Genomic DNA, 20,301 nt, shown 5'->3' with positions numbered 1-20,301 from the left:
CGCGATCGGAAAAAGAGCGCAAAAAGAAACGCCCTCATCCCGAATCTCTTGACCACCTGGTTCCGGTGGACAAAGAGAAATCGGGGACTCCGTTTCATGAAGGTCACGGAGTACTGATGAGGGCGAAATCAGTCGGCTCGGAGAGCAGGGACGGAGATCTGAAACGGCTTACTCAACGACCCCTTGGGGACCGCTACCCGGAGGCCGGCCCTGGTTCTGCGCGAACTGCTGCTGGGCCGAACCCGCTCGCCGACGAACGTCGAGTTCAATCGCGCCGAACGTCTGCTCGTGCCGCTGAATCGTCATGCCGAGCGCGGTCAAGAGTCGCTTGGCCGTGTAAAAGTTCATTACGATCCGCTGGTTCGCCTTGACGTCCTGCCGTCCGGTCGCGAACGGCTGGGGATTCAGGCCGAAATCCAAGATCACTTCTTCCGGCGTCGCAGTGACCCGGCAAAAATTCGAGTATGACGGTAACGTCCCCGAATCGTCGACGACCACCTCGGTGGCCACTTGCTGATTCGGCTGTTGCGAAGCAACCGCCCCTTCGGGCACGTCTTTTTCACTCATGTCGTTCTCCCGTTTCAGGTTGTTCCTCACCGAGACGGCGAAGGGAACCGAGCGTACCATAGCCGTGCGGGTCCCACAACCAGACGTGTAAGACCCGCCAAGAGTTTTCCGCCAGGCTCCGTCAAGCCTCAGGCGATCTTTTCAAGCATCGGTGATTCAACGAGGCGATCAAGTTCGACCAAGGTACGGGTCGATGCGCCGTACTGAGCCAAAACGTAGGCTCGTCCCGCCGCACCGCGTACGGCGGCGGTTTCCGGATCGTCCAGATCGGTGATCAAGGCCTCGGCCAGTTCCGAGGCATCGGCGACCTGACGGGCGCCTCCCCGTGCGAGCAATTGCTCGACCGTTTCGCGGAAGTTCGACGTGTAGCGTCCAAACAACACGGACGAACCAAAGGCGACCGGTTCCATCATATTCTGACCGCCGCGGCCGGGGAGTAGACTGCCTCCCACGAACGCCACATCAGCCAGGCCCCAGATCGCCGAGAGTTCACCGATCGAATCGACGAGGACGATCGGCGACGGGGCGAACTTCGACCGGGGAACGGACGACTGGCTCCGCCGCAACACAGGTTCACCGAGTTGCCCGAGCCATGCCGCGACCTTTTCAAACCGCTCGGCATGCCGCGGGACAAGCACCAGGCGAAGGCGAGGGTGCCTCAAACGCGCGGCCCGATAGGCCGCGAGCGCGGCCGCTTCTTCCCCCTCCATCGTGCTTCCGGCCACGAAAACCAGGTCGGATGCCGAGAGTCCGAGTTCTCGCCGGAGCGTGAGCGTTTGCGGGTTGTTTCGATCGGTCTCCAAGCCGTCATACTTGATCGAGCCGGTGACCCGGATGCGCTGGCGAGGGATCCCGAGATCCTCGAACCGGTCCGCATACTCGTCATTTTGAACGGCCACCGTGTCGAGCCTTCGGAGCGTCGGTCCGAGAGGCCCCCGAAGCCGTCGATAGCCGCGATGACTGCGATGGCTCAAACGGCCGTTGACAATCGCCACCCGTGCACCAGCTTGCTTCGCCGACCACACCAGGTTGGGCCAAAGCTCGAGTTCCACCAGGGCGAGAACGGTCGGCCGGACCCGCGCGAGAGCCTGGCGGGTAGCCCAACTGAAGTCGAGCGGAGCGTAGAAAGTGACCAGGTCGGGGAACGTCCGACGGGCCACGGCCAAGCCGGTGTTCGTCGTGGTTGAGACCACAACGTCCCATCCCGGCCGCCTTCGCGCCAACTCCTCGACGATCGGCCTCAGCAGCAACACTTCACCAACGCTGACCGCGTGGAACCAGAGGCAGGGACCGTCGCCGATCCGGAGCGGTGCTCTCCCGAGAACCTTCTCAGCCCAACCCTCGCGATACTTGCCCGCGCGGAACGCACGGAGCAGCAAGATCGGCGAGCAAGCCAGAAGAATCACCAGGTAGAGCACGTTCAGCAAAAGCGGCATGGGGGGAATCCTTTCCCTTACCACGATACGGACAGCGACGCGACTGGCCGAAAACTGAGTTGAGTGCAAGTCGTGTGCCCAGCCGTCCATCGAGACGACCGTAAAGCGGGTCGTCACGACAAATCGTGCCGGGTCAGCGCCGGGATGCAAGTCGTGAGAAGGGATGACTCGGTGCCCTGCCCCGCACTCCAACATCCGCTCCTGAGGAGACATACGTCGTCTCACCTCAGAAGGTCTTGGCTCGAACGCCTCACAATGGAACTGGTGAGGCGATCGAGCCAAGGGAGGATCATGATCGACGCGTCATCATCGACGCTTAGAAAGGATCGGTCGTTGCCTCGTTCCGCATGTGGCAAGCTTTGAATTTTTTACCCGAGCCGCATGGACAAGGGTCGTTCCGACCGACTTTTTTGCCAACGTTGCGAACCGGCTCCAGCTTCTTTTCGGTCGATTGCTGGCTGGCGGCGATCGCGGCATCTTGCTGGGCGCGAACACCCGAGGCAGGCGTGGCCGCGAGCTCCGAGGGTGCCGCCTGATGGATCGACTGAGCCCGATCCAACTGCCAGCGATTCCCAAGGTACGAGAGGAACTCGGGGTCGAATTGCTCGACCCGGAAGATCAGGTCGGTCACCTTGTCGGAGATCCCGTTCCACATCTCGGCGAAGATCTTCATGCCTTCGCGTTTGTATTCGACCTTGGGATCGATTTGCGCATATCCTTGCAGACCGACCGAGCTCCGCAAGTGATCCATCGCCCGGAGATGCTCCATCCAGCTCGAGTCGAGAATCTGGAGCACGAGCACCTTTTCCATCTCACGCATCTCGGGACGATGCCGAGCGTCGAGCGCGTTGACGAGCAGGAGCCGAGCGTCCTCGCGAGCCAGCTTCTCAAGCTCCGCGGCGGTCGTCTCACTCCCCAGTTCTTGCCGCGCCCAAGCCGCGAGCTCAGCCAGCGCCTTGGAATCGGGGGTGGGGACCGGCTTGCCCGCTGAGGACTCGGGGCCGAAGGCGGCTTCGATCCGTTGTTCCAGCTCCTTGGCGAGCCGAGCTCCTGGGTAGTGCTTGCGGGCCACGCCGATCAAGAGTTCCTCGATCTCGGGGCGAAGCATCGGCCGCAACTCTTCGGCGTCGATGGTCGTCCGGAATCGATCCGATGCCCACTCCGCCAATCCTTCACGATCATAGCGCGGGCTCTGGCTCTGCGAACGCTCGGCGAGGTAGCGAGTCAGGCCGACCCGGACCGGAAACTCAGCCTCTTTTTGGCCATAGAGTTCGCGTGATTGAGCCACCACCTGGGCGACGATCTTTGGTTTGGTCAATCCCGCCCACTCTGCCGGATCGATTGCCAGGCCGAACTTGTGATGGAGCCAACCGGCCAACGAACGGCGGCCCCAGTCCTCCTGGAGAAATTCACGGGCCGGGGTCAAGTCGAGCCCATGGATCGTGGCCGCAGCTTTCTCAGCCAGGAAATCCTCGAGCTCATCCCGGTCGAACTCGAAGTCGTCCCGGTCGTAATGCGCGAACTTCCGGAGATCCTTGTCCTTGATGTTCAGGCCGTAACGTGCGTTGAACCAGGAGGTGAGCGATTGCCAGGTCCAGTCGGCCGGCTCGGCGTCGGCCGGAAGGTTTTCCTCGACCGCCTCCCGAATCAAATCGACAACCTGGCGTTCGGCTTGCCGGATCGCCTCTTCTTGGGCGTCCTCGAAGGTCGCTCCCTTGAAGTCGCGAGCGTTCAGCTCCACACCGAGCCGCTGCCCGGCCCACTCGGCAAAGCTCGACGTACCGTAGTCGTCGGCCAGGAACCGATTGGCCGCGTCATGGATCTGGTTGTGGATCATGTCAAGGATCGAGTCCTTGGCGGGGATCCCGTCGAGCAGACGCTGGCGGAAGGAGTAGATCCGCTTGCGCTGCTCGTCCATGACCTCGTCGTACTCGAGCAGGTTCTTTCGAGAGTCGAAGTTCCGCTCCTCAACCTTCTTCTGGGCCCCTTCAATCCGCCGGGAGACCAGCCGGCTCTCGATGGCTTCGCCTTCTTCCATCCCGAGTCGGGTCAGAACGGCGGAAACCCACTCGCCCGCGAACTTCCGCATCAGGTCGTCTTCGAGCGAGAGGAAGAACCGCGACGAGCCGGGGTCGCCTTGGCGTCCCGCACGTCCGCGCAGCTGATTATCGATTCGACGGCTCTCGTGGCGCTCGGTCCCGATAATGTGCAAGCCGCCGAGACCGGCGACCTCGCGGCCTTCGGCTTTCATCACGGGTTCGTATTTGTTCACGGCCTCCGCCCAGGTTTCGGTCGAAACCTCCAGGCGGGTCGGATAGAGCGGGCGCCCATCCTCGTCGTTGAGCCGCTTGAGGTCGGCCCAGGCCATGAACTCAGGGTTGCCGCCCAGGATGATGTCGGTACCACGACCGGCCATGTTGGTGGCGATGGTCACCGCCCCCTTCCGACCGGCCTGCGCCACGATCTCCGCCTCGCGCTCGTGATATTTGGCGTTGAGGACTTGGTGCTCGATCCCATGCCGGCGGAGCATATCGGCAAGTTCTTCCGACTTCTCGATCGAGGTCGTCCCGACCAGGATCGGCCGCCCTTTGGCGTGGATCTCGCGAATTTCGTTGAGAATCGCCCCGAACTTCTCGGAGTCGGATCGATAAATGACGTCGGAGTAAGACTCGCGGGTGAGGGCCCGGTTCGTCGGGATCGCCACGACGTCGAGGTGATAGACCTTGTAGAACTCGTTCGCCTCGGTCATGGCCGTACCGGTCATGCCGGAGAGCTTCTTGTAGAGCTTGAAAAAATTCTGCAAGGTGATCGTGGCGAGCGTCTGGTTCTCTTCCTTGATCTTGACCCGTTCCTTGGCCTCGACGGCCTGGTGCAGGCCATCCGACCACTGGCGACCGGTCATCAAACGGCCGGTGAACTCGTCGACGATGACGATCTCGCCGTTCATCTCGACGTAATCGCGGTCACGTTTGTAGAGGTGGTGCGCCTTGAGCGAGTTGTCGATCAGGTGCGGCCACTCCATGTTACCGGGCGTATAAAAACTCTCGATCCCGGCGATGCGCTCGGCCTCACGGATCCCATCGTCATTGAGATGGCAGGTCCGCTCCTTCTCCTTGACCTCGAAGTGAGTATCCTTCCGTAGGAGGCGGGCAATTCGATCGGCCTCGGCGTACTTGCGGACGTCGTCGAAGGCCGGCCCCGAGATGATCAACGGGGTTCGCGCCTCGTCGATGAGGATGCTGTCCACCTCGTCGATGATCGCGTAATGAAGTGGCCCCTGGGACTGAAGCTCCTTGGTAGGCTTCATGTTGTCGCGGAGGTAATCGAAACCGAATTCGTTATTGGTGCCGTAAGTCACGTCGCAGCCATAGATCCGCTGCCGCTCCTCGGCATCCATGTCCGACTGGATCGCGCCGACGGTCATACCGAGGCCGCTGAAGAGCGGGGTCATCCACTCCGCGTCGCGGCGGGCGAGATAGTCGTTGACCGTGACGACATGAACCCCGCGCCCTTCGAGGGCGTTCAAATAGGCCGCCAGGGTGGCGACCAGGGTCTTTCCTTCGCCGGTGACCATTTCGGCGATATTGCCGCCGTGAAGCACCATGGCACCCATCAACTGGACGTCGTAGTGCCTCATCTTGAGGTAGCGAGTTCCCGACTCCCGGCAGGCGGCGAAGGCTTCGGGCAAGAGCGCATCGAGCGTCTCCCCCTTGGAAAGGCGCTGGCGGAACTCATCGGTCTTGGCGCGAAGCTCGGCGTCTGAGAGAGCCTTCATCGCCGGCTCCATCTCATTGATCCGACTCACGATCGGACGCATGCGACGGATTTGCCGCTCGTTGGAGTTACCGAAGAGCCGGATGAGCCCCTCCGAAACGCCCTCGGACATCGCGGAGAATGCGTCGGTCGTCTTATCCCAAATTTCGCTAAGCAGTTCCATTGCCAAGTTCGCCTTGCGCCGTGGATTCGGAATAGTCGCAATAAGTCAAGAGTACTGCCGATCTTACATCAGACCGAGAACACCGTCAACATCGACGCAACCTGCGTCATTTCGACCCCTCATAACTGTTCAAAGGACAGCCAATCAGGGATATTTCGCCAACGAGTTCGCCGGTTCACGCCCATACTGATGTCGAACCGGGGTGCCAACCTCCGTACAATAGGCCGCACCTGCTTCGGGACGACGGCGGAGAACCCCTTGGGAGGTAAGAGATCGGTGGAGCAATTGGCGACGGCCCCTCGACGGCTTGTGTTTCTCGGCAGCGGCACATCAACAGGCGTACCGGTCTTTGGCTGCGAATGCGCGGTCTGCACGTCGGATGACCCGCGCAATCAGCGGACGCGGCCCAGCGTCCTGCTCTCGTTCCCGCTGGGGAACCTCTTGATCGACACGACTCCGGAGATGCGGCTGCAACTGCTCCGCGAAAAAGTTCGCAAAGTGGATGCGATCGCGTACACACACAGTCACGCCGATCATCTCTTTGGGCTCGACGATGCCCGGCTCTTCCCGAAGTATTTGGGCGGTCCGGTCCCGGTCTACTGCGAGGCGGAGACCGAGGAGAGCATTCGCACAGTCTTCCACTACGCCTTTTCCGAGAAGGCGATGTCGCTGCCGCCGGGCTACGTCCCCAAACTCCAGTTCGAGCGAGTCACCCCCGGGATTCCGTTTCAGATCCTGGGCCAAGAGGTGATGCCGCTCCGTCTGGATCATGGCCGGTTCCGGGTTCTGGGATTCCGGATCGGTAACCTGGCCTATTGCACCGACGTGAGCCGGATCCCCGACGCAAGCTGGCCGCTGCTCGAAGGGCTCGACACGTTGATCCTTGATGCCCTCAGGCACGAGCCGCATCCGACTCACTTCTGTCTCGAACAGGCGCTTGGCGTGGTCGAACGCCTGCGACCGGGACGGACCTTCTTGACCCACCTCTCGCACGGCTTCGACCACGGACCGACCGAGTCGACCTTGCCCCCCAAAGTCGCTTTGGCCTACGATGGGCTGACTTTGGAGTTCTGAGAAGAGTCGCCACCGAAACTTCGACTGGCCCTGCGCAACTGCGGGTCGGCCGGAAATCGTCTGGCCGTTTGGGAGTTTGGCGCGAAATGGCTCCAGATCGATCGCTCGTGGAACGCCTGGCTCGGCACGGGCAGAACGCCTTGCTGAGGTGGTGGGACGACCTCGGGCCCACCGAGCAGGCGGACCTCATCTCAGAGATCGAAAGCATTGATCTGGATCAGATCGACACGCTGATCGCGCAGATGGTCATCGCGGATCAGCCACCGTCGATCTCTCCCGAGCAGGTTGAGCCCATTGAGGTCTTCAGACTCCCCAAAACGGATGGGGAACGCGTGGCTCGCCGGCACGTAGCCGAGATTGGCGCAAACGCGCTGGCCGCCGGTGAAGTCGGCGTCGTGATCGTGGCGGGGGGTTCGGGGACTCGGCTCGGTTTCGAAGGGCCCAAGGGAACGTATGCCATCGGCTCGGTCTCAGGCGCGAGTCTGTTCCAGATTCATGCCGAGAAGATCGTCGCGATGGGCCGCCGCCACGGCAAACCGTTACCGCTCTATATCATGACCAGCCCCGAAAACCACGAGGCCACCGCTCGTTTTTTCGCGGAGCACGATAACTTCGGCCTCGAACATGTCCGCTTCTTCGTTCAAGGTCAGTTGCCCGCCGTCGATCAAACGACGGGGAAAATTCTGCTCGCCTCGAAGGGGCATCTGGCCCTGAGCCCTGACGGCCACGGCGGCACGCTGGCCGCGCTGGCGGCCCGCCCCGCCGACGGATCGCCGAGTTGCCTGGACGAGCTCCGCGAGCGAGGGATCCGAACCCTCTTTTACTTCCAGGTCGATAACCCGCTGGTTCAGATCGCCGATCCGGCATTCCTCGGCCTGCACCGCGAGGCCGACGCCGAGCTCTCGTTCAAGGTGATCGAAAAAGGCGCTCCCGACGAGAAGGTCGGCGTGGTGGTCCGCGTGGAGGGACGTCCGCAAGTCATCGAGTATTCCGACCTCCCGACCGAGCTGGCGGAACGTCGCGAGCCGGACGGCAGCCTCGCTCTCTGGGCGGGGAGCATCGCCGTCCACATCCTGGAACGCGAGTTCATCGAGCGGCTTGTCGACAACGGCGGACTTCAACTCCCCTTCCATCGCGCGATCAAGAAGGTCGCCTTCATCGACGACTCGGGTGAACTCGTCCAGCCGGAGGCCCCGAATGCGGTCAAATTCGAGCGGTTCATCTTCGATGCTCTCCCCCAGGCCAGACGCTGGACGTTGGTCGAGACCGATCGCGCGGTCGAGTTCGAGCCGCTGAAGAATGCCACCGGTCCCGATTCGCCGGCCACGGTTCGCCAGCGCATGAGCGACCTGTTCGCCGGCTGGCTCGAGAGCTCGGGGGTCCGGGTGCCGCGCCGCAACGACGGCTCGGTCCCGTTCGGAATTGAGGTCAGCCCCTTGTTCGCCCTCGACGCCGAAGAGCTCAAGTCCAAAGTCAGTCCCGGTTTGGTTATCGAAGGACCGCTCTACTTGCGATAGTCGTTCGCCTTTTGCTGTTCGTTGACAGCGAAGTTTCGATGGACCGCCAAGCACCAGGAGAACTGAGTCGCGATGCTTCACGCTGTAGTCATGGCTGGAGGAAGTGGGACCCGCTTCTGGCCCAAGAGCCGACGCAACCGCCCCAAACAGTTGCTCCGCCTCTACGGCGACGCGACGATGCTCCAGCAGACCGTTGCCCGGATCGCGCCCTTGGTCACACCCGAGCGGACGCTGATTATCACCGGCAGCGACCAGGCCGACGCGGTCCGTGCGCAATTGCCCCAGCTTCCCCCCGAGAACGTTGTGGCTGAACCCTGTCCGCGCGACACCGGCCCTTGCGTCGGGCTGGCCGCCGAGATCGTCGCCCGCAAAGATCCCAACGGCACGATGATCGTCATGCCGGCCGACCACGTGATCGAACCTCGCGAAAAGTTCCTCGCGACCGTCGGCGCGGCGGTCTCGGTGATCGACGCCGATCCCTCGGCGTTCGTCACCTTCGGCATCAAGCCGACTCACCCCGAAACGGGCTACGGATACATCGAACGGGGTGAGGCCCTCCCCTCGAAGGAAGGGATCGCGCTCCATCGAGTCGCCCAGTTTCGCGAAAAGCCCGATCGGGAGACCGCCGAGCGCTTCCTCGCCGAGGGTCGATTCGCCTGGAACTCGGGCATCTTCGTCTGGCGCGCTCGCGCCATCCTCGACGCGCTGAAGACGCACCGACCGATCCTCGCCGCGGCGCTTGACCGCGTCGGCCAGGTGCTCGGCACGCCCGACGAGGAGGGGACGGTCGCCCGCGAGTACCCGCTGATGGAGAAAGTGCCGATCGACAAGGCCGTCATGGAGAAGGCGACGAACGTCCGGGTCCTCGAAGTCGTCTACGACTGGAACGACGTCGGCGACTGGCGTGCCTTGACCGCCCTCGTCCCCCCTGACAGCCAGGGCAACACGACCCAGGGGAAGGTCTACGCCAACGACACGACGGGAAGCATCATCGTCTCCGACGACGGGGGAGTCATCGCCACCTTGGGCGTGGACGACCTGGTCATCGTGCAGTCCGGAGGCGCAACCCTGGTCGCCAGAAAAGACCAGCTCGACAAGCTCAAGGCGCTCGTGGAAGGCCTGGACCAAGGCGGTTTCGGCTCGCTGCTTTGAACCATGAGTTTTGAGACTTCCTCGTCCTCGCCAGGTCTGAAATCTTCGAAACGCCAGCACGAGGCTTGGCCTGTTCGTTTCCACGTCCTTCCTCGTGTTCGGAGTCGGTCATGCCTCGGATTCTCGGCCTCGATTTCGGTACCAAGCGGGTCGGAGCCGCGGTCAGCGATCCGAGGCGGATGATCGCCACGCCGCTCGAAGTCCACGAGCGGACCGACCCGGCGCAGGACGCTCGCCACTACAAGAACCTGGTCGGCGAGCACGAGGTGGATCGGATCGTGATCGGACTCCCCCTCCACACAGGGGGTCGCGAGGGAACGTCGGCCTCGAAGGCGCGAACCTTCGGCACCTGGATCGCCAATGTGACAGGCCTGCCGGTCCTCTATTACGACGAACGATACACCTCGTCCGAAGCGGAAGACGCCCTCATCGCCATCGGCATGAAACGGCACAAACGCAAAGGCTACCGCGATATGCTCGCCGCGCAGATCCTGCTCCAGAACTACCTTGACGCCGGCTGTCCCGAAACCGAGTTACCGGCCACTCCTCTGGCCGACGCGGCGGAGGAGGAGTCATGAGCCGGACTCTGATCGTCGGCTGCGGCTATCTTGGTCAGCGCGTCGGCAAACTCCTGGCGGACCGTGGCGAGACCGTCTACGGCACGGTTCGCTCCTCCGCCCGCGCAGCGAGTCTGCAGGGCGTGGGAATCGAACCGGTGATCGCGAACGTACTCGCCCCCGACTCGCTGACTAACTTGCCCGATGTCGACCGCGTCCTCTACTCCGTCGGCTTCGATCGCTCGGGTGCCGATTCCATGCGGACGGTCTATGTGGAAGGCGTTCGCAACTTTCTCGAACACTACCCAGGAACCGCCGGCCAGTTGGTCTATGTGAGTTCCACGGGAGTCTACGGCCGTAACGACGGTGGCTGGATCACCGAGGATGATCCCGCCGAGCCGGCCCACGAGTCCGGCCGCGTCTGCCTCGATGCCGAAGCGGTTACGCGACGTCTCGGGCCGGGACGAGGTCTCGATCCCGTCGTGATCCGCTGTTCCGGGCTGTACGGCCCCCATCGAATTCCGCGCAAGGCGAGCCTGGAACGAAACGAACCGATCGCCGGAGATCCGACCAAGTTTCTCAATCTGATCCATATCGACGACGCCGCGACCCTGGCGGTCGCCGCCCTCGATCGGGGCGCACCTGGCCGAATCTACCATGTGAGCGACGATCGCCCCGTCGAGCGTCAGGAGTTCTACAGCCTCGTGGCGACCCTACTGGGAATCGCTCCGCCTCGCTTCGAAACCGTGAACCCGGACAACCCGGCGGCGGCGCGCGAGGAATCGAACAAACGGATCTCGAATCACCGAATTCGTTCCGAGCTCCAGGTGGATCTGGCCTTCCCCGATATCCAGAGCGGACTTCCGGCCGCCATCGCTACCCCCTGATCGGGAAAAATTTGGACGACGGCCTGCCTCTTGCATGTCAAGCCTGTTCAATCGCCGGTGCGCGAGATGAGGACAGGTTTTCTCGTCTCTCCGTCGGCTGGGGAATCTCGGCTCGATCTGGAGGAAGCGATCATGACTGCGGCGTTCGAGAAGGCAATGAAGTTGGCCGTTCTCAGCGGGCTGAAGGCGACGCTTGGTCCCGCGCTTTTGAAAACGGCTCAACGAAAGCCGGACGCGAGCCACTGGGTCGCGGCGGCGATTGGTGAGATGGTGATCGACAAGCTCGGGTTCGTTCCGAGCCGGAGAAGTCTCCCGGTGCTGATCCCGCACGCCCTCTCGGGGGCCTGGGTCGCGATGGAGTCGATGCGTGAGGATGGCGAAGAGGATCCGTGGGCCGCGCCCATGGGAGCGGTCGTAGCTGCCGGAGTCGCCACAATCGCCCCGATGCTCCGGGTCACCGGTTCCACGGTCCTCAGAATTCCCGACGCGGTCCTGGGCGTGGCCGAGGACTACCTGGCCTTGAAACTAGGGACTGACACGCTTGGCCTGACGATGAACGACGTCAGCGACGCGGCCAAGCAGTCCGTCGAGGAGATCAAGGAACGGGTGATGCCCGTTGTTCAATCAATCGGCGCGGGCTCGATGTAACAGCCGAGCGGTCCTTTGGAAATGGCCATCCTCGGATCGGCGCCGAATCCGAGGACCTGGTCACACTTGAGCTCGGCTTTCTCGCGATGCGTGGTGTAAACGATCGCGCGACCCGTGTTATGGATTTGCCAGGTCAGCTCATGCGCGGTTTCCAGGGGGTGGCCGAAGAGTCTCACCAGTAGTTCGATGACGTACTCGAACGTATGCTCCTCATCATTCAAAATGATGACGTGGTACGGGGGCTGACGGCGAGTCTTGGTCGTCGTGTCCGTTTTTGACTTGGGTTCGGTCTCCGTCGTGACAACCGGTTCTTCGAAGGTCATGTCGTTTTCTTGGGTGTCGCTCATCGGGCGGCTCCCGGACTGTGATTGAAGCGAAGGGGACGATCTGACTACTATATCCTGAGCGCCGTCTACTTCGTATGGCAACGCTTTATAGTCTGGCGGCGTTGAGGAGAATCGATGTCCGAGATGAGTGCAGGTACGGCCTTGCGGCAGCTTCACCAAGCCCAGGCCGGATTGAAGAAAGCCCGCCAAGCACTTCGCATGGTCCGTGGCAATCCCGACAAGGCGCCGAGCGTCCTCAAAATCGGCTGGGAAAGTTTGGCTCAGTGCCATCGCTTGGTAGGGGCCATTCCGCTTGCGGCGGCCGACGAAGCGGTGATGACCAAGCAGCTTGCGGTCCAACGCTACGCCACGTCCCTGCTGGTCCGTCTCAGGCGGGTTGCCCGTAATGACTTCACGGGCGCCGATGACGACGATCTTGGCGACGACGACGAGTCGTGACTTTTTGAGACTTTCTCGCTCGGGCCTCGCGCACTGGCGAAGAGGCCCGGCGATGACTATTGAAGCCCATTCTTGACGATTGATCGCAGCGCCCTATCTCCTTGAGCCTTTGAGAATGATCCGTCCGCAACGCCCTCTCCCCGAGGCCCCGACTCTCACTCCCATGCCCGACCGGAGCCTGGAACCCTCGGGGGATCTCCCCGTCGTGGCGGTTCGGTCGCCGGGATACCACCCGTTCGTCTATCGAAAAATGGTGATCGGGCCGGTCGGAGGGAGCCGTCCTATGGACGGCGACATCGTCCGCGTCGTCGATCGCGAAAATCTCCCGTTGGGCTTCGGCCTCTGGAACGGGCGCTCGCAGATCAGCCTCCGGCTGCTCTCCCAAGGGGTCGATCCCCCGAGCCTGCCATTCTGGACGAACCGGATCGACCGAGCCATCGCCTTGAGGCGAGACATCCTCGGCCTCGACGCGGTCACCAATGCCTACCGCGTCCTCCATGCCGAAGGAGACGGGCTCTCCGGCCTGATCGTCGACCGATTCGACGACGTGCTCTCGGCGGAAATCTACAGCCTGGGGATGTATCAGCGAATCGGGCCCATCCTTTCGCTGATCGCCGAACGGCTCGGAACGAAACACGTCCGAGTCAACGTCGACGAACGGATCGCCATGGCCGAGGACTTCTCGGGCCGGCCCATCGTCAGTCCGAAGTTGCCGCCCCGGGTGACGATCCAGGAGAACGGAGTCCGCTACCGGGTCGTCTTCGAGGGAAGTCATAAGACCGGTTTCTTCTGCGACCAGCGCGAAAACCGCCAAGCCCTGCTCCGCTTCACGCCCGGCCGGTCGATGCTCGACGTCTGCTGCTACACGGGTGGGTTCGGAATTTCCGCCCTCGCCAAGGGGGGGGCCACGGAGGTCACCGGGGTGGACCTCGATGAGAAGGCCATTGCGCGGGCCCGCGACAACGGCAACCTCAACCAGGTGCGCCCCACCTACGTTCATGCCGATGCGTTTGGCTACCTGAGGCAGATGCGAGTCAATGAGCGCGCGTTCGGCGTCGTCGTCCTCGACCCGCCGAAGCTCATTCCAGGACGGCTCGACATCGCGACGGGCAAGCAGAAGTATTTCGACATGAACTTCCTGGCCATGAGCGTGGTCGAGCCCGGCGGCTTCCTCCTGACCTGCTCCTGCTCCGGCTTGCTCCCCCCCGAAGAATTTCTCCATCTGCTCCGGGCGGCGGCTCGCAAGGCGGGTCGATCGGCGCAAGTCCTGGCTGTCACAGGTGCGTCGCCGGACCATCCCGTCGGGCTCGACGCCCTGGAAGGAGCCTACCTCAAGGGGGTCTGGCTACGGATGGGAGAAAAAACCGGGGTTGTGGGATCGTCGACCTTCGAAGACGATGACCGAATTGATATCGATTGACGGAAGCCCGGATCGGAAGGGACCAGACCAACCTCCCTTCCGACCGCGGCCTGTCTTTCGTTAGGATTGAAGTTCCCTTCGGGGTAGTCCGATTCGGAGAGTTTACGTGTCGCTCTGCGCTGTGAACGAGGGCTCGTTGTGGCCAGCTTGACCGTTGAGAATTACGTCAAGGCAATCGCCCAGATCTCCGCCCGCGATTGCGCAGGCGCCGCCGTCGCAACCGGTGAACTGGCCCATGCCCTGAACGTCTCGCCCGGGACTGTGACGGGGATGCTAAAAACCCTCTCCGAGGCGAGCCTGGCCACATACACGCCCTACGAAGGGGCGAGGCTGACCGCATCGGGGCGACAGCTCGCGATGAAGGTCATCCGCCGCCATCGCCTGCTCGAACTCTTCCTCGTTGAAACCTTGAAAATGCCCTGGGACGAGGTTCATGAGGAGGCCGAGCACATGGAGCATGCGGCCTCCGAACGCCTCATCGACCGAATCGATGCCTTCCTCGGGCACCCGAGCGTCGACCCCCACGGCGACCCGATTCCCAGCGCGGATGGCTCGCTCAAGGAACCTGAGGGGATCCCCCTGGCCCGCCTCCCGCGTGGTCAGCAGTTCCGCGTCGTCCGGGTCGTCGATCAAGATCCCGCCTTCCTCCGCTACCTGAGTGAGTGCGGACTCGACCTGCACGCCCTCGGCGAGCTGGCCGAGAACCGGCCCGAAGCGGGGGCCCTGGTCATTCGACTCCAGAATCGCTCGGTGGCCCTCGGACACGATGCCGCCACGAAGGTCCTGGTTGCTCCCCAACCTGCGGTTTAACTCATTCGCGCGATCACACCGCATCCGGGGCCGGCAAGCCACGCCGGCCTTCGCCAGGAAGGAGCGTGTTCGTTGGAGCGCTGGGCCACGATTCTGGTCCTGACGGTAGGGGGTGCAATCGGAGTCAATGCCCGCCATTTTGTGGGCATCTGGGTCCGGAACTGGGCCGGCCACCACTTCCCCTGGGGAACATTCCTGATCAACGTCAGCGGGTCGTTCGCCATTGGCTTCTTGGCAATGGCGCTCGAGCGATGGCTCCCCTCCCCTCGCCTTCGTCTCCTCATCGTGACCGGCTTTCTCGGCGGTTACACGACGTTTTCCTCGTATATGATGGAATCGATGCTCCTCTGGGAGCGGGGCGAAATGTTCCGCGCCTGCGCCTACTTCGTGGGCAGCGCGGCGGCCGGTCTCCTCGCAGTCATCATTGGGATGGCGTTTGGCCGCAGCATCGGCTAAATCGATTCTCCCGCCGTGCCACGACCCCACTCTAACCCTCGCCACTGACCTTCCGGATGTCTTCAATCACGGGAGCCAGCAAAGTCAGCAGCGACTGAACGATCCCCTCCGTCAGTTCCCCGATCGGCCTGGAGGCGAGGGACGCGTCTGTCTGGATCTCGTCCGAGCCCAGCGCGATCAACTGACCGACGCACTCCGGGTTTTCCGGATCGATCGGCATCAACTGGCGACACTCCATCTCCGTCAGACTGTAATTGCGCCGCAACAGAAGTGTGCTCGCGGTCAACAAGTGGGGCAGGACGGCCCTCGAATCGGAGAGGTCGTTGTCGATCCAGATCAATGCCGTGAGGAGATCCATGCCGTCCGGGTCCTGGATCCATTCATATTGAAGGTCGATGCTGCCATCGGCCAGGGTTCGCGGGAACCGCTCGAGGTCAAGGTGAGGGAAAGTCCAGGCTTCTCCATTGGCCAGCAGGATTGGCTCGCCCTCAACTCGATCCGTAATCCGCCGTTGAGGCTCGGCGAAGTCATCCGGCCAGGGATCGGCCAGAGCGTCCTCAAGTGCCTGCTCGATCCAAGCAACCAGCGTCTCCTGGCGCGGCTCCGAATCGACACCGGATCCGCCAAGACGAGACACCTGATCGAGCGTGAATACCAGGACGGATCGACGAATCGCCTCGTCACCGAGTCCCGACAATCGAGACTGTCGCACCTTGGCAACGACCAGCGAGTTCACCATTCGATGAAGGAATAGCTCCTCGGCCTCCTGGCGATTCTCCTCATCTGGCTCGGGAATGTCTGACCGGTCGATCATGACGTCCTCATGAAATTTGGGGATCGCATACTTCGGTGCTCCGGTCGCCATCGACGCGTGCCCGCCCGATCCGATTAATAAGCCGGGCGCGGGCGTCCGCGGAAGTCGGGTGGGCATCGCGATCGCTTGCCGACCTCAGAAGTAGACCTGACCACGTAGCCAGAACAGGTCCATATCCCGGCCGAAGGTATTCTTCGCCTCATTGACCAAGACGGGTGAGCCAAACATCGCGTGCTGCCACGTGAGGTAGAACTTGATCCAGCGGTTGGGATACCAGTTCATCCCCAGGTCGATCATGCCCACGTCGTTGGTCCAGAGCCGGCCTTCGGCCAGCCCTTCAGTGAAGATGTCCTCGCCCAGGTTCAAGTGACTGTAACGGATGAACGGCTCGAAGGCGCCTAGTCCCCATTCGCCATTCTGTGGGTGGAACGGCCTGAGGGGTTGAACGGTCGTGCGCCGCTCGATCTGCTCGCCGGTCAGAAAATAGGAGAGGGCCGTGTGGAAGCCCCCGACCGGAATCTCGGGCTTGCGCCCCAGGCCGGGGCGGGTCATCTGGAACTGGCCAATGTTCCACTCCGACTCGAAGGAGAGGCCTCGAAAGTAGTAAGCCAGGTGCACGGCAGCGAAGCGACGGTCTCCCTGATAGACCGTGCCCTCGTTGAACACGAGGAAGACGGCCGATGCATCCTCGGCCGCCTCGTCATTGTCGGAGGACTGCACCGAAGTCCTCATTGGCAACGGAGTATCGTTGCGCGTGATCTCGCCGATCGATCCGGACGCCCCCACGTTCAGGTGGTGCAGGGCTGGAAACCGTTCCGAGCCAAGGAACGGCCGGAAGTTCAGGTAACCGACGCCCTCAAGATTCGGGTTATTATCGGCCAGCCCGGTAAGATGCCCGTTGAACACCCCGAGTGCCCAGTCAAGCCGGCCCTCGCGGGCATGCCCCCAGCCCATCAAGCCGGCCTGACGCGAGAGGCCGAAGTTGAGAGGAAAGAGCGCCCGCTCAGGTGTGATGAAGTACTGCTCGAGGTGGTCAAACCAATCGTAGCTGTACGGAACCAGTTGCCGGCCGAACTTCACCTGGAACGCGTCCGACGGGTGAAAATTCAGGTTGCCGTCGAGGAGGTCCCAGGAACCTTCGAGACTGCGCTGGAGCGAGAATTCGTAGTCCCAGAGCCGGGTCAGCCGGCCCTCGAGGTAGAGCCGGACCCGAGGGATATACAGGCCACTCTTGCCAAACGTGCGGTCGTTGGGAACGAAGATCTCGGAGTCGGTCTGGTTGAGGACGTGAAACCGGAGGTCGAATTCCTCGTCTTTCGACGCAAGCTGAAACCCGTCCGCGAATCGAGCCTTCAAGGGAAGCTCGCGGACCTTGGGATGCTTACCCAACTCACCAGGGCGGCCAAAGTGTGAACGGCGGGCGGTCGCCTCGCCTGATTCAGACGATTCCTCGGTCTCGCGTTTGGAAGAGGAAGTCGGCGGCGGGGGCGGCTCGCCCAGGCGGCGTTGGAGCTCAAGATAGCGGCCCTCCAACTCGCGATAACGCTGGGCCGACTCGTCTCGGTCACGGTCGAGTCGCTCGAGCAGGCGGGCATTGACCTCCTCGAGGCGGCGGAGTCGCTCCTCAACAGCAGGCTGCGGGGAGACAGCAGCCGGCTGCGGCGTGGGCTCTTGGGCGCGGACCACGCTTTCAGGCCAGTTCCCCCATACCAGCGGGGTGAGCCAGAGGCCAAGCAAGAGGCCATTCCGACAGCGTGCGAGCAATCGACGCATCCGGTTACCGTCCTCGGAGACCGGGCGCATCACGTCCCAGATACAGACCGTTCCGTCATCCCCGAGATCGGCTCACCGTGGCGCCTTTCTTGACGAAAACTCTCCCGAAACCAGCAGCCCGGCCGGATTATGCCAAATTGCGGCCGGGCCGGCCGGGTTATGCCAAATTACGGCCGGGCCGGCCGTGCTACTCAGCTTTTGACGCGAGTGGCTCCCAATCCGCTCCCCAGGTTTTGTACCAGGCTCCGAGTTCCCCCAGTTCTTTCCGAGCGCGTTCGTTGGGCTCGTGGATCGTCACCTTCCGAGGGACAACCAGGGCGGCGAGTTGTGCCACATCGAACTCCTGGAGCAGCCCGAAGCAGAAGAGCTCGGGGGAAAGCCGGTATTCTTGCTTCGTCTCGATCAGCTCCTTGAGACTTCCCAGTGGTGCTCGGAGCACGACGTCATCGATGGCCGCTTCTTCCAAAGCCGCCGCGACCAGGGCCATCGTGCCGGTCCTTGGGCCCGAGGAGGCAAGCGTCACGGTCTCGGCTGGGCGTTCGGTTTTCGCCCACCGGGCGATCGCCGCAAGCTGGCTCGCCTGCACGCCTAGCGGGCGGTTACCCACGGTGGAAAGCATGAGAGCAAAGAGATAGTCGCGCTCGGCGACCTTGGCTTCCCCGACATAGAATGGATCGACTGCCAGAACGCGATAGTTCGCGCTCAGCCATTTTCTTGCCTCATCCGGCGACGTCTGGCGGCCATCGTCGGCAAGGAGAATGACCGTTTTACTCGGATTCCCCTTGGTAAGTTCCACGACCGGCACCGACCAGTCACCCACTTCGACACGCCAGAAAGTGGCCTGGAACTCATGGCCTTGCTCCCGCGCTGTGGACCGGGCCTTCGTCTCGTATTGGCGAGCTCGGACAACGTCGCGAAGCCGTTTCCTGCCGCTGTCACGCCACGCGCGGGCCGCGTCCGGGCTCACCGGGAGTTCGCCCTGGTTGGGGAGGGGCTTGCTCAGACTCAGTGCCAGACTGTGCAAACTCACCTGATCGCCCGGCAGAGCCACGTTGAGGGTCTCGGCCGGCTTGATCTCCGCGTCTGCGGAAATCTCTTTCGCACTGTAGGCGGCGTCCCCCTTGAAGAAGGTATCGCCAACCATCCCATAGAACGCTTCACGATTGTCGCGCAGGTAGTTGTGCGTGCCGGGATCGGTGTTGACGTGAGACCGAAGTCTTGGCTCCTGGCCATAGAGCCGGAAAACTGGGGCGGCGGCGTCCAGCAACGGGGGAAGCGCATGCCCCGCGGCGAAGCAGCAGTTGTCTTTGGCATTGAACGTGAGCAAGGTGGCACGCGGGGCCATCATCGCCGTCATATGCGCATAGTCGGTCACGGTCGCCAGGTCGCAGGGGGTCTGTTCCGCGTCTCCCAGATCGGAGAAGTGCTGAATTCTCGTGAGAAAGCTCGAATAGCCGGCGACTGGATTGGTCAACGTCACTCGCTTGTCGAATGCGCTGATGAAAATCGTCTGCCAACCCCCACCGGACAGACCGGTGACGGCGACCCGTTCCGGGTCCGCCTGATCGAGCGCAAGCAGGAGGTCGAGGCCCCGGCTCATCGTCAGATAGTGAGTGGCGATCCCCCCTGCTCCACACAGGTCGATGTGGTTGATCAGGTCGTGGCGAAAGTTGCCGTCGCGAAACTGGCCCATTCCGAACCATTCGATGTTCAAGGCGAGCATCCCTCGCTTCGCCAGGTTGATGCAACGGACTTGCTTGTAGTCGGCCGCCTTTCCGTTGGCGTCGTGGCCGTTGACATTGAGCACGACGGGGACTTTCCCCGTCATCGATTCCGGCTCGTAGAGCAAGGCGGGGATCCAGAGCCCCGGGAGTGCTTCGTAACGAAGCTTTCTAATGCGATAGCCGGGACCGCCTTCAAGCGTGTCGAGCCATTCCACCTTCCCCTTGGCCTTGCACCAGGTTGAAGCCTCGCCGCGGAAAATGACGTGCGTCAGGGCGTCCGACCTCATCATCTCGGCCTCTTTTTCCCACGCGCCGACGCTCTTGAGCTCAGGCATCCGAGGGATCGCCGACTCGCATTCGCGAATTGTCTCGGCAAGCGTCTGCCGCGGCCCGATGATCTCACGAGCGAGCGCCTTGGAGACAAAATCGTTGGTCGATGGCTTCGGGTCGTCAGCCAACACCTCAGTCGCGCCTAGCGGACTCGCCAGGAGCAGACCCGCGAGAATGAGAGAGCCAAGCGATCGTGGCATGGGAATTCTCGATGAGGGCGGGATGGGAGCGGAGAGTTGTCCCGGATTAGATCAGGGGCGCCTACACGTCGCAAGGTGCTGCACCCGTCCCAGCACGCGAAGAAATCGACCGTATTTCCAGGTGAGATCGCGGCCCAGACAGGCCAGTTTGGGGATTTCCCAACCTCCGGGCCGGCCGAGGGATGGCCAGCCAGTGAATCCCCCGAGGGGCGAG

17 protein-coding genes are annotated in these 20,301 nt (G+C 62.5%); 10 read left to right on the top strand and 7 right to left on the bottom strand.

From position 1 onward, the window contains the following. Positions 1–168: 168 nt before the first annotated feature. From V5E97_RS13735 to secA, 3 genes are all read right to left on the bottom strand, one after another. Positions 169–567: a DUF3467 domain-containing protein gene (locus tag V5E97_RS13735; protein ID WP_406699886.1), complete on the bottom strand. Its 399-nt coding sequence runs from the start codon at positions 565–567 to the stop codon at positions 169–171. Between the two features lie 128 nt (positions 568–695). After that, a complete protein-coding gene (locus V5E97_RS13730; RefSeq protein WP_406699885.1) occupies positions 696–2,003 on the bottom strand; it encodes a 3-deoxy-D-manno-octulosonic acid transferase in 1,308 nt (435 codons plus the stop codon). 316 nt (positions 2,004–2,319) lie between these two features. Then, a complete protein-coding gene (gene secA / locus V5E97_RS13725; protein WP_406699884.1) occupies positions 2,320–5,940 on the bottom strand; it encodes a preprotein translocase subunit SecA in 3,621 nt (1,206 codons plus the stop codon). Between the two features lie 276 nt (positions 5,941–6,216). On the opposite strand from secA, the gene V5E97_RS13720 reads away from it, so the two are divergent. The 6 genes from V5E97_RS13720 (at position 6,217) to V5E97_RS13695 (ending at position 11,775) form a co-directional block, all read left to right on the top strand. Then, a complete protein-coding gene (locus V5E97_RS13720) occupies positions 6,217–7,014 on the top strand; it encodes an MBL fold metallo-hydrolase (protein WP_406699883.1) in 798 nt (265 codons plus the stop codon). A gap of 86 nt (positions 7,015–7,100) precedes the next feature. After that, positions 7,101–8,531 carry a UTP--glucose-1-phosphate uridylyltransferase gene (locus V5E97_RS13715; RefSeq protein ID WP_406699882.1) on the top strand — a complete coding sequence of 477 codons (1,431 nt, stop codon included), beginning with the start codon at positions 7,101–7,103 and terminating at the stop codon, positions 8,529–8,531. Between the two features lie 72 nt (positions 8,532–8,603). Beyond that, entirely contained in the window at positions 8,604–9,683 is a 1,080-nt protein-coding gene (locus tag V5E97_RS13710; protein ID WP_406699881.1) for a mannose-1-phosphate guanylyltransferase, read from the top strand. A gap of 110 nt (positions 9,684–9,793) precedes the next feature. Further along, positions 9,794–10,261, top strand: a complete 468-nt coding sequence (gene ruvX / locus V5E97_RS13705; protein WP_406699880.1) for a Holliday junction resolvase RuvX — start codon at positions 9,794–9,796, stop codon at positions 10,259–10,261. After that, positions 10,258–11,127, top strand: coding sequence for an SDR family oxidoreductase (locus V5E97_RS13700; protein WP_406699879.1), 870 nt, complete (start codon positions 10,258–10,260; stop codon positions 11,125–11,127). The genes ruvX and V5E97_RS13700 overlap by 4 nt, the downstream gene beginning before the upstream one ends. 132 nt (positions 11,128–11,259) lie before the next feature. After that, the gene (locus V5E97_RS13695; protein ID WP_406699878.1) at positions 11,260–11,775 is read left to right on the top strand and encodes a hypothetical protein; all 516 of its coding nucleotides are present in this window, start codon (positions 11,260–11,262) and stop codon (positions 11,773–11,775) included. Here V5E97_RS13695 and V5E97_RS13690 read toward each other — a convergent pair. Further along, positions 11,748–12,122 carry an ATP-dependent Clp protease adaptor ClpS gene (locus V5E97_RS13690; RefSeq protein ID WP_406699877.1) on the bottom strand — a complete coding sequence of 125 codons (375 nt, stop codon included), beginning with the start codon at positions 12,120–12,122 and terminating at the stop codon, positions 11,748–11,750. The genes V5E97_RS13695 and V5E97_RS13690 overlap by 28 nt on opposite strands. 114 nt (positions 12,123–12,236) lie before the next feature. Between V5E97_RS13690 and V5E97_RS13685 the strand changes: the two genes are divergently transcribed. The 4 genes from V5E97_RS13685 (at position 12,237) to crcB (ending at position 15,246) form a co-directional block, all read left to right on the top strand. Beyond that, entirely contained in the window at positions 12,237–12,560 is a 324-nt protein-coding gene (locus V5E97_RS13685) for a hypothetical protein (RefSeq protein ID WP_406699876.1), read from the top strand. 115 nt (positions 12,561–12,675) lie between these two features. Next, entirely contained in the window at positions 12,676–13,980 is a 1,305-nt protein-coding gene (locus V5E97_RS13680; RefSeq protein ID WP_406699875.1) for a class I SAM-dependent rRNA methyltransferase, read from the top strand. Positions 13,981–14,118: 138 nt separating this feature from the next. Further along, positions 14,119–14,790 (top strand): metal-dependent transcriptional regulator, encoded by a 672-nt coding sequence (locus tag V5E97_RS13675; RefSeq protein WP_406699874.1) that lies wholly within the window; start codon positions 14,119–14,121, stop codon positions 14,788–14,790. A 72-nt stretch (positions 14,791–14,862) separates the two neighbouring features. After that, a complete protein-coding gene (crcB, locus tag V5E97_RS13670; protein WP_406699873.1) occupies positions 14,863–15,246 on the top strand; it encodes a fluoride efflux transporter CrcB in 384 nt (127 codons plus the stop codon). Positions 15,247–15,277: 31 nt separating this feature from the next. Here the strand turns inward: crcB and V5E97_RS13665 are convergent, their stop codons facing one another. The 3 genes from V5E97_RS13665 to V5E97_RS13655 all read right to left on the bottom strand — a co-directional run bounded on the left by V5E97_RS13665 (position 15,278) and on the right by V5E97_RS13655 (position 20,087). After that, on the bottom strand, positions 15,278–16,177 hold the full coding sequence (locus tag V5E97_RS13665) for a hypothetical protein (protein ID WP_406699872.1): 900 nt from the start codon (positions 16,175–16,177) through the stop codon (positions 15,278–15,280). 18 nt (positions 16,178–16,195) lie between these two features. Continuing rightward, positions 16,196–17,833 carry an OprO/OprP family phosphate-selective porin gene (locus V5E97_RS13660; protein WP_406699871.1) on the bottom strand — a complete coding sequence of 546 codons (1,638 nt, stop codon included), beginning with the start codon at positions 17,831–17,833 and terminating at the stop codon, positions 16,196–16,198. Positions 17,834–18,020: 187 nt separating this feature from the next. Next, entirely contained in the window at positions 18,021–20,087 is a 2,067-nt protein-coding gene (locus tag V5E97_RS13655) for an alpha/beta hydrolase family protein (RefSeq protein ID WP_406699870.1), read from the bottom strand. Positions 20,088–20,301: the final 214 nt, after the last annotated feature.

The organism is Singulisphaera photorubra (assembly GCF_045290345.1).
Taxonomy (GTDB): Bacteria; Planctomycetota; Planctomycetia; order Isosphaerales; family Isosphaeraceae; genus Singulisphaera.
Note: the sequence above shows the minus strand (reverse complement) of the source record. Positions and strands in the feature narration are given on the sequence as shown.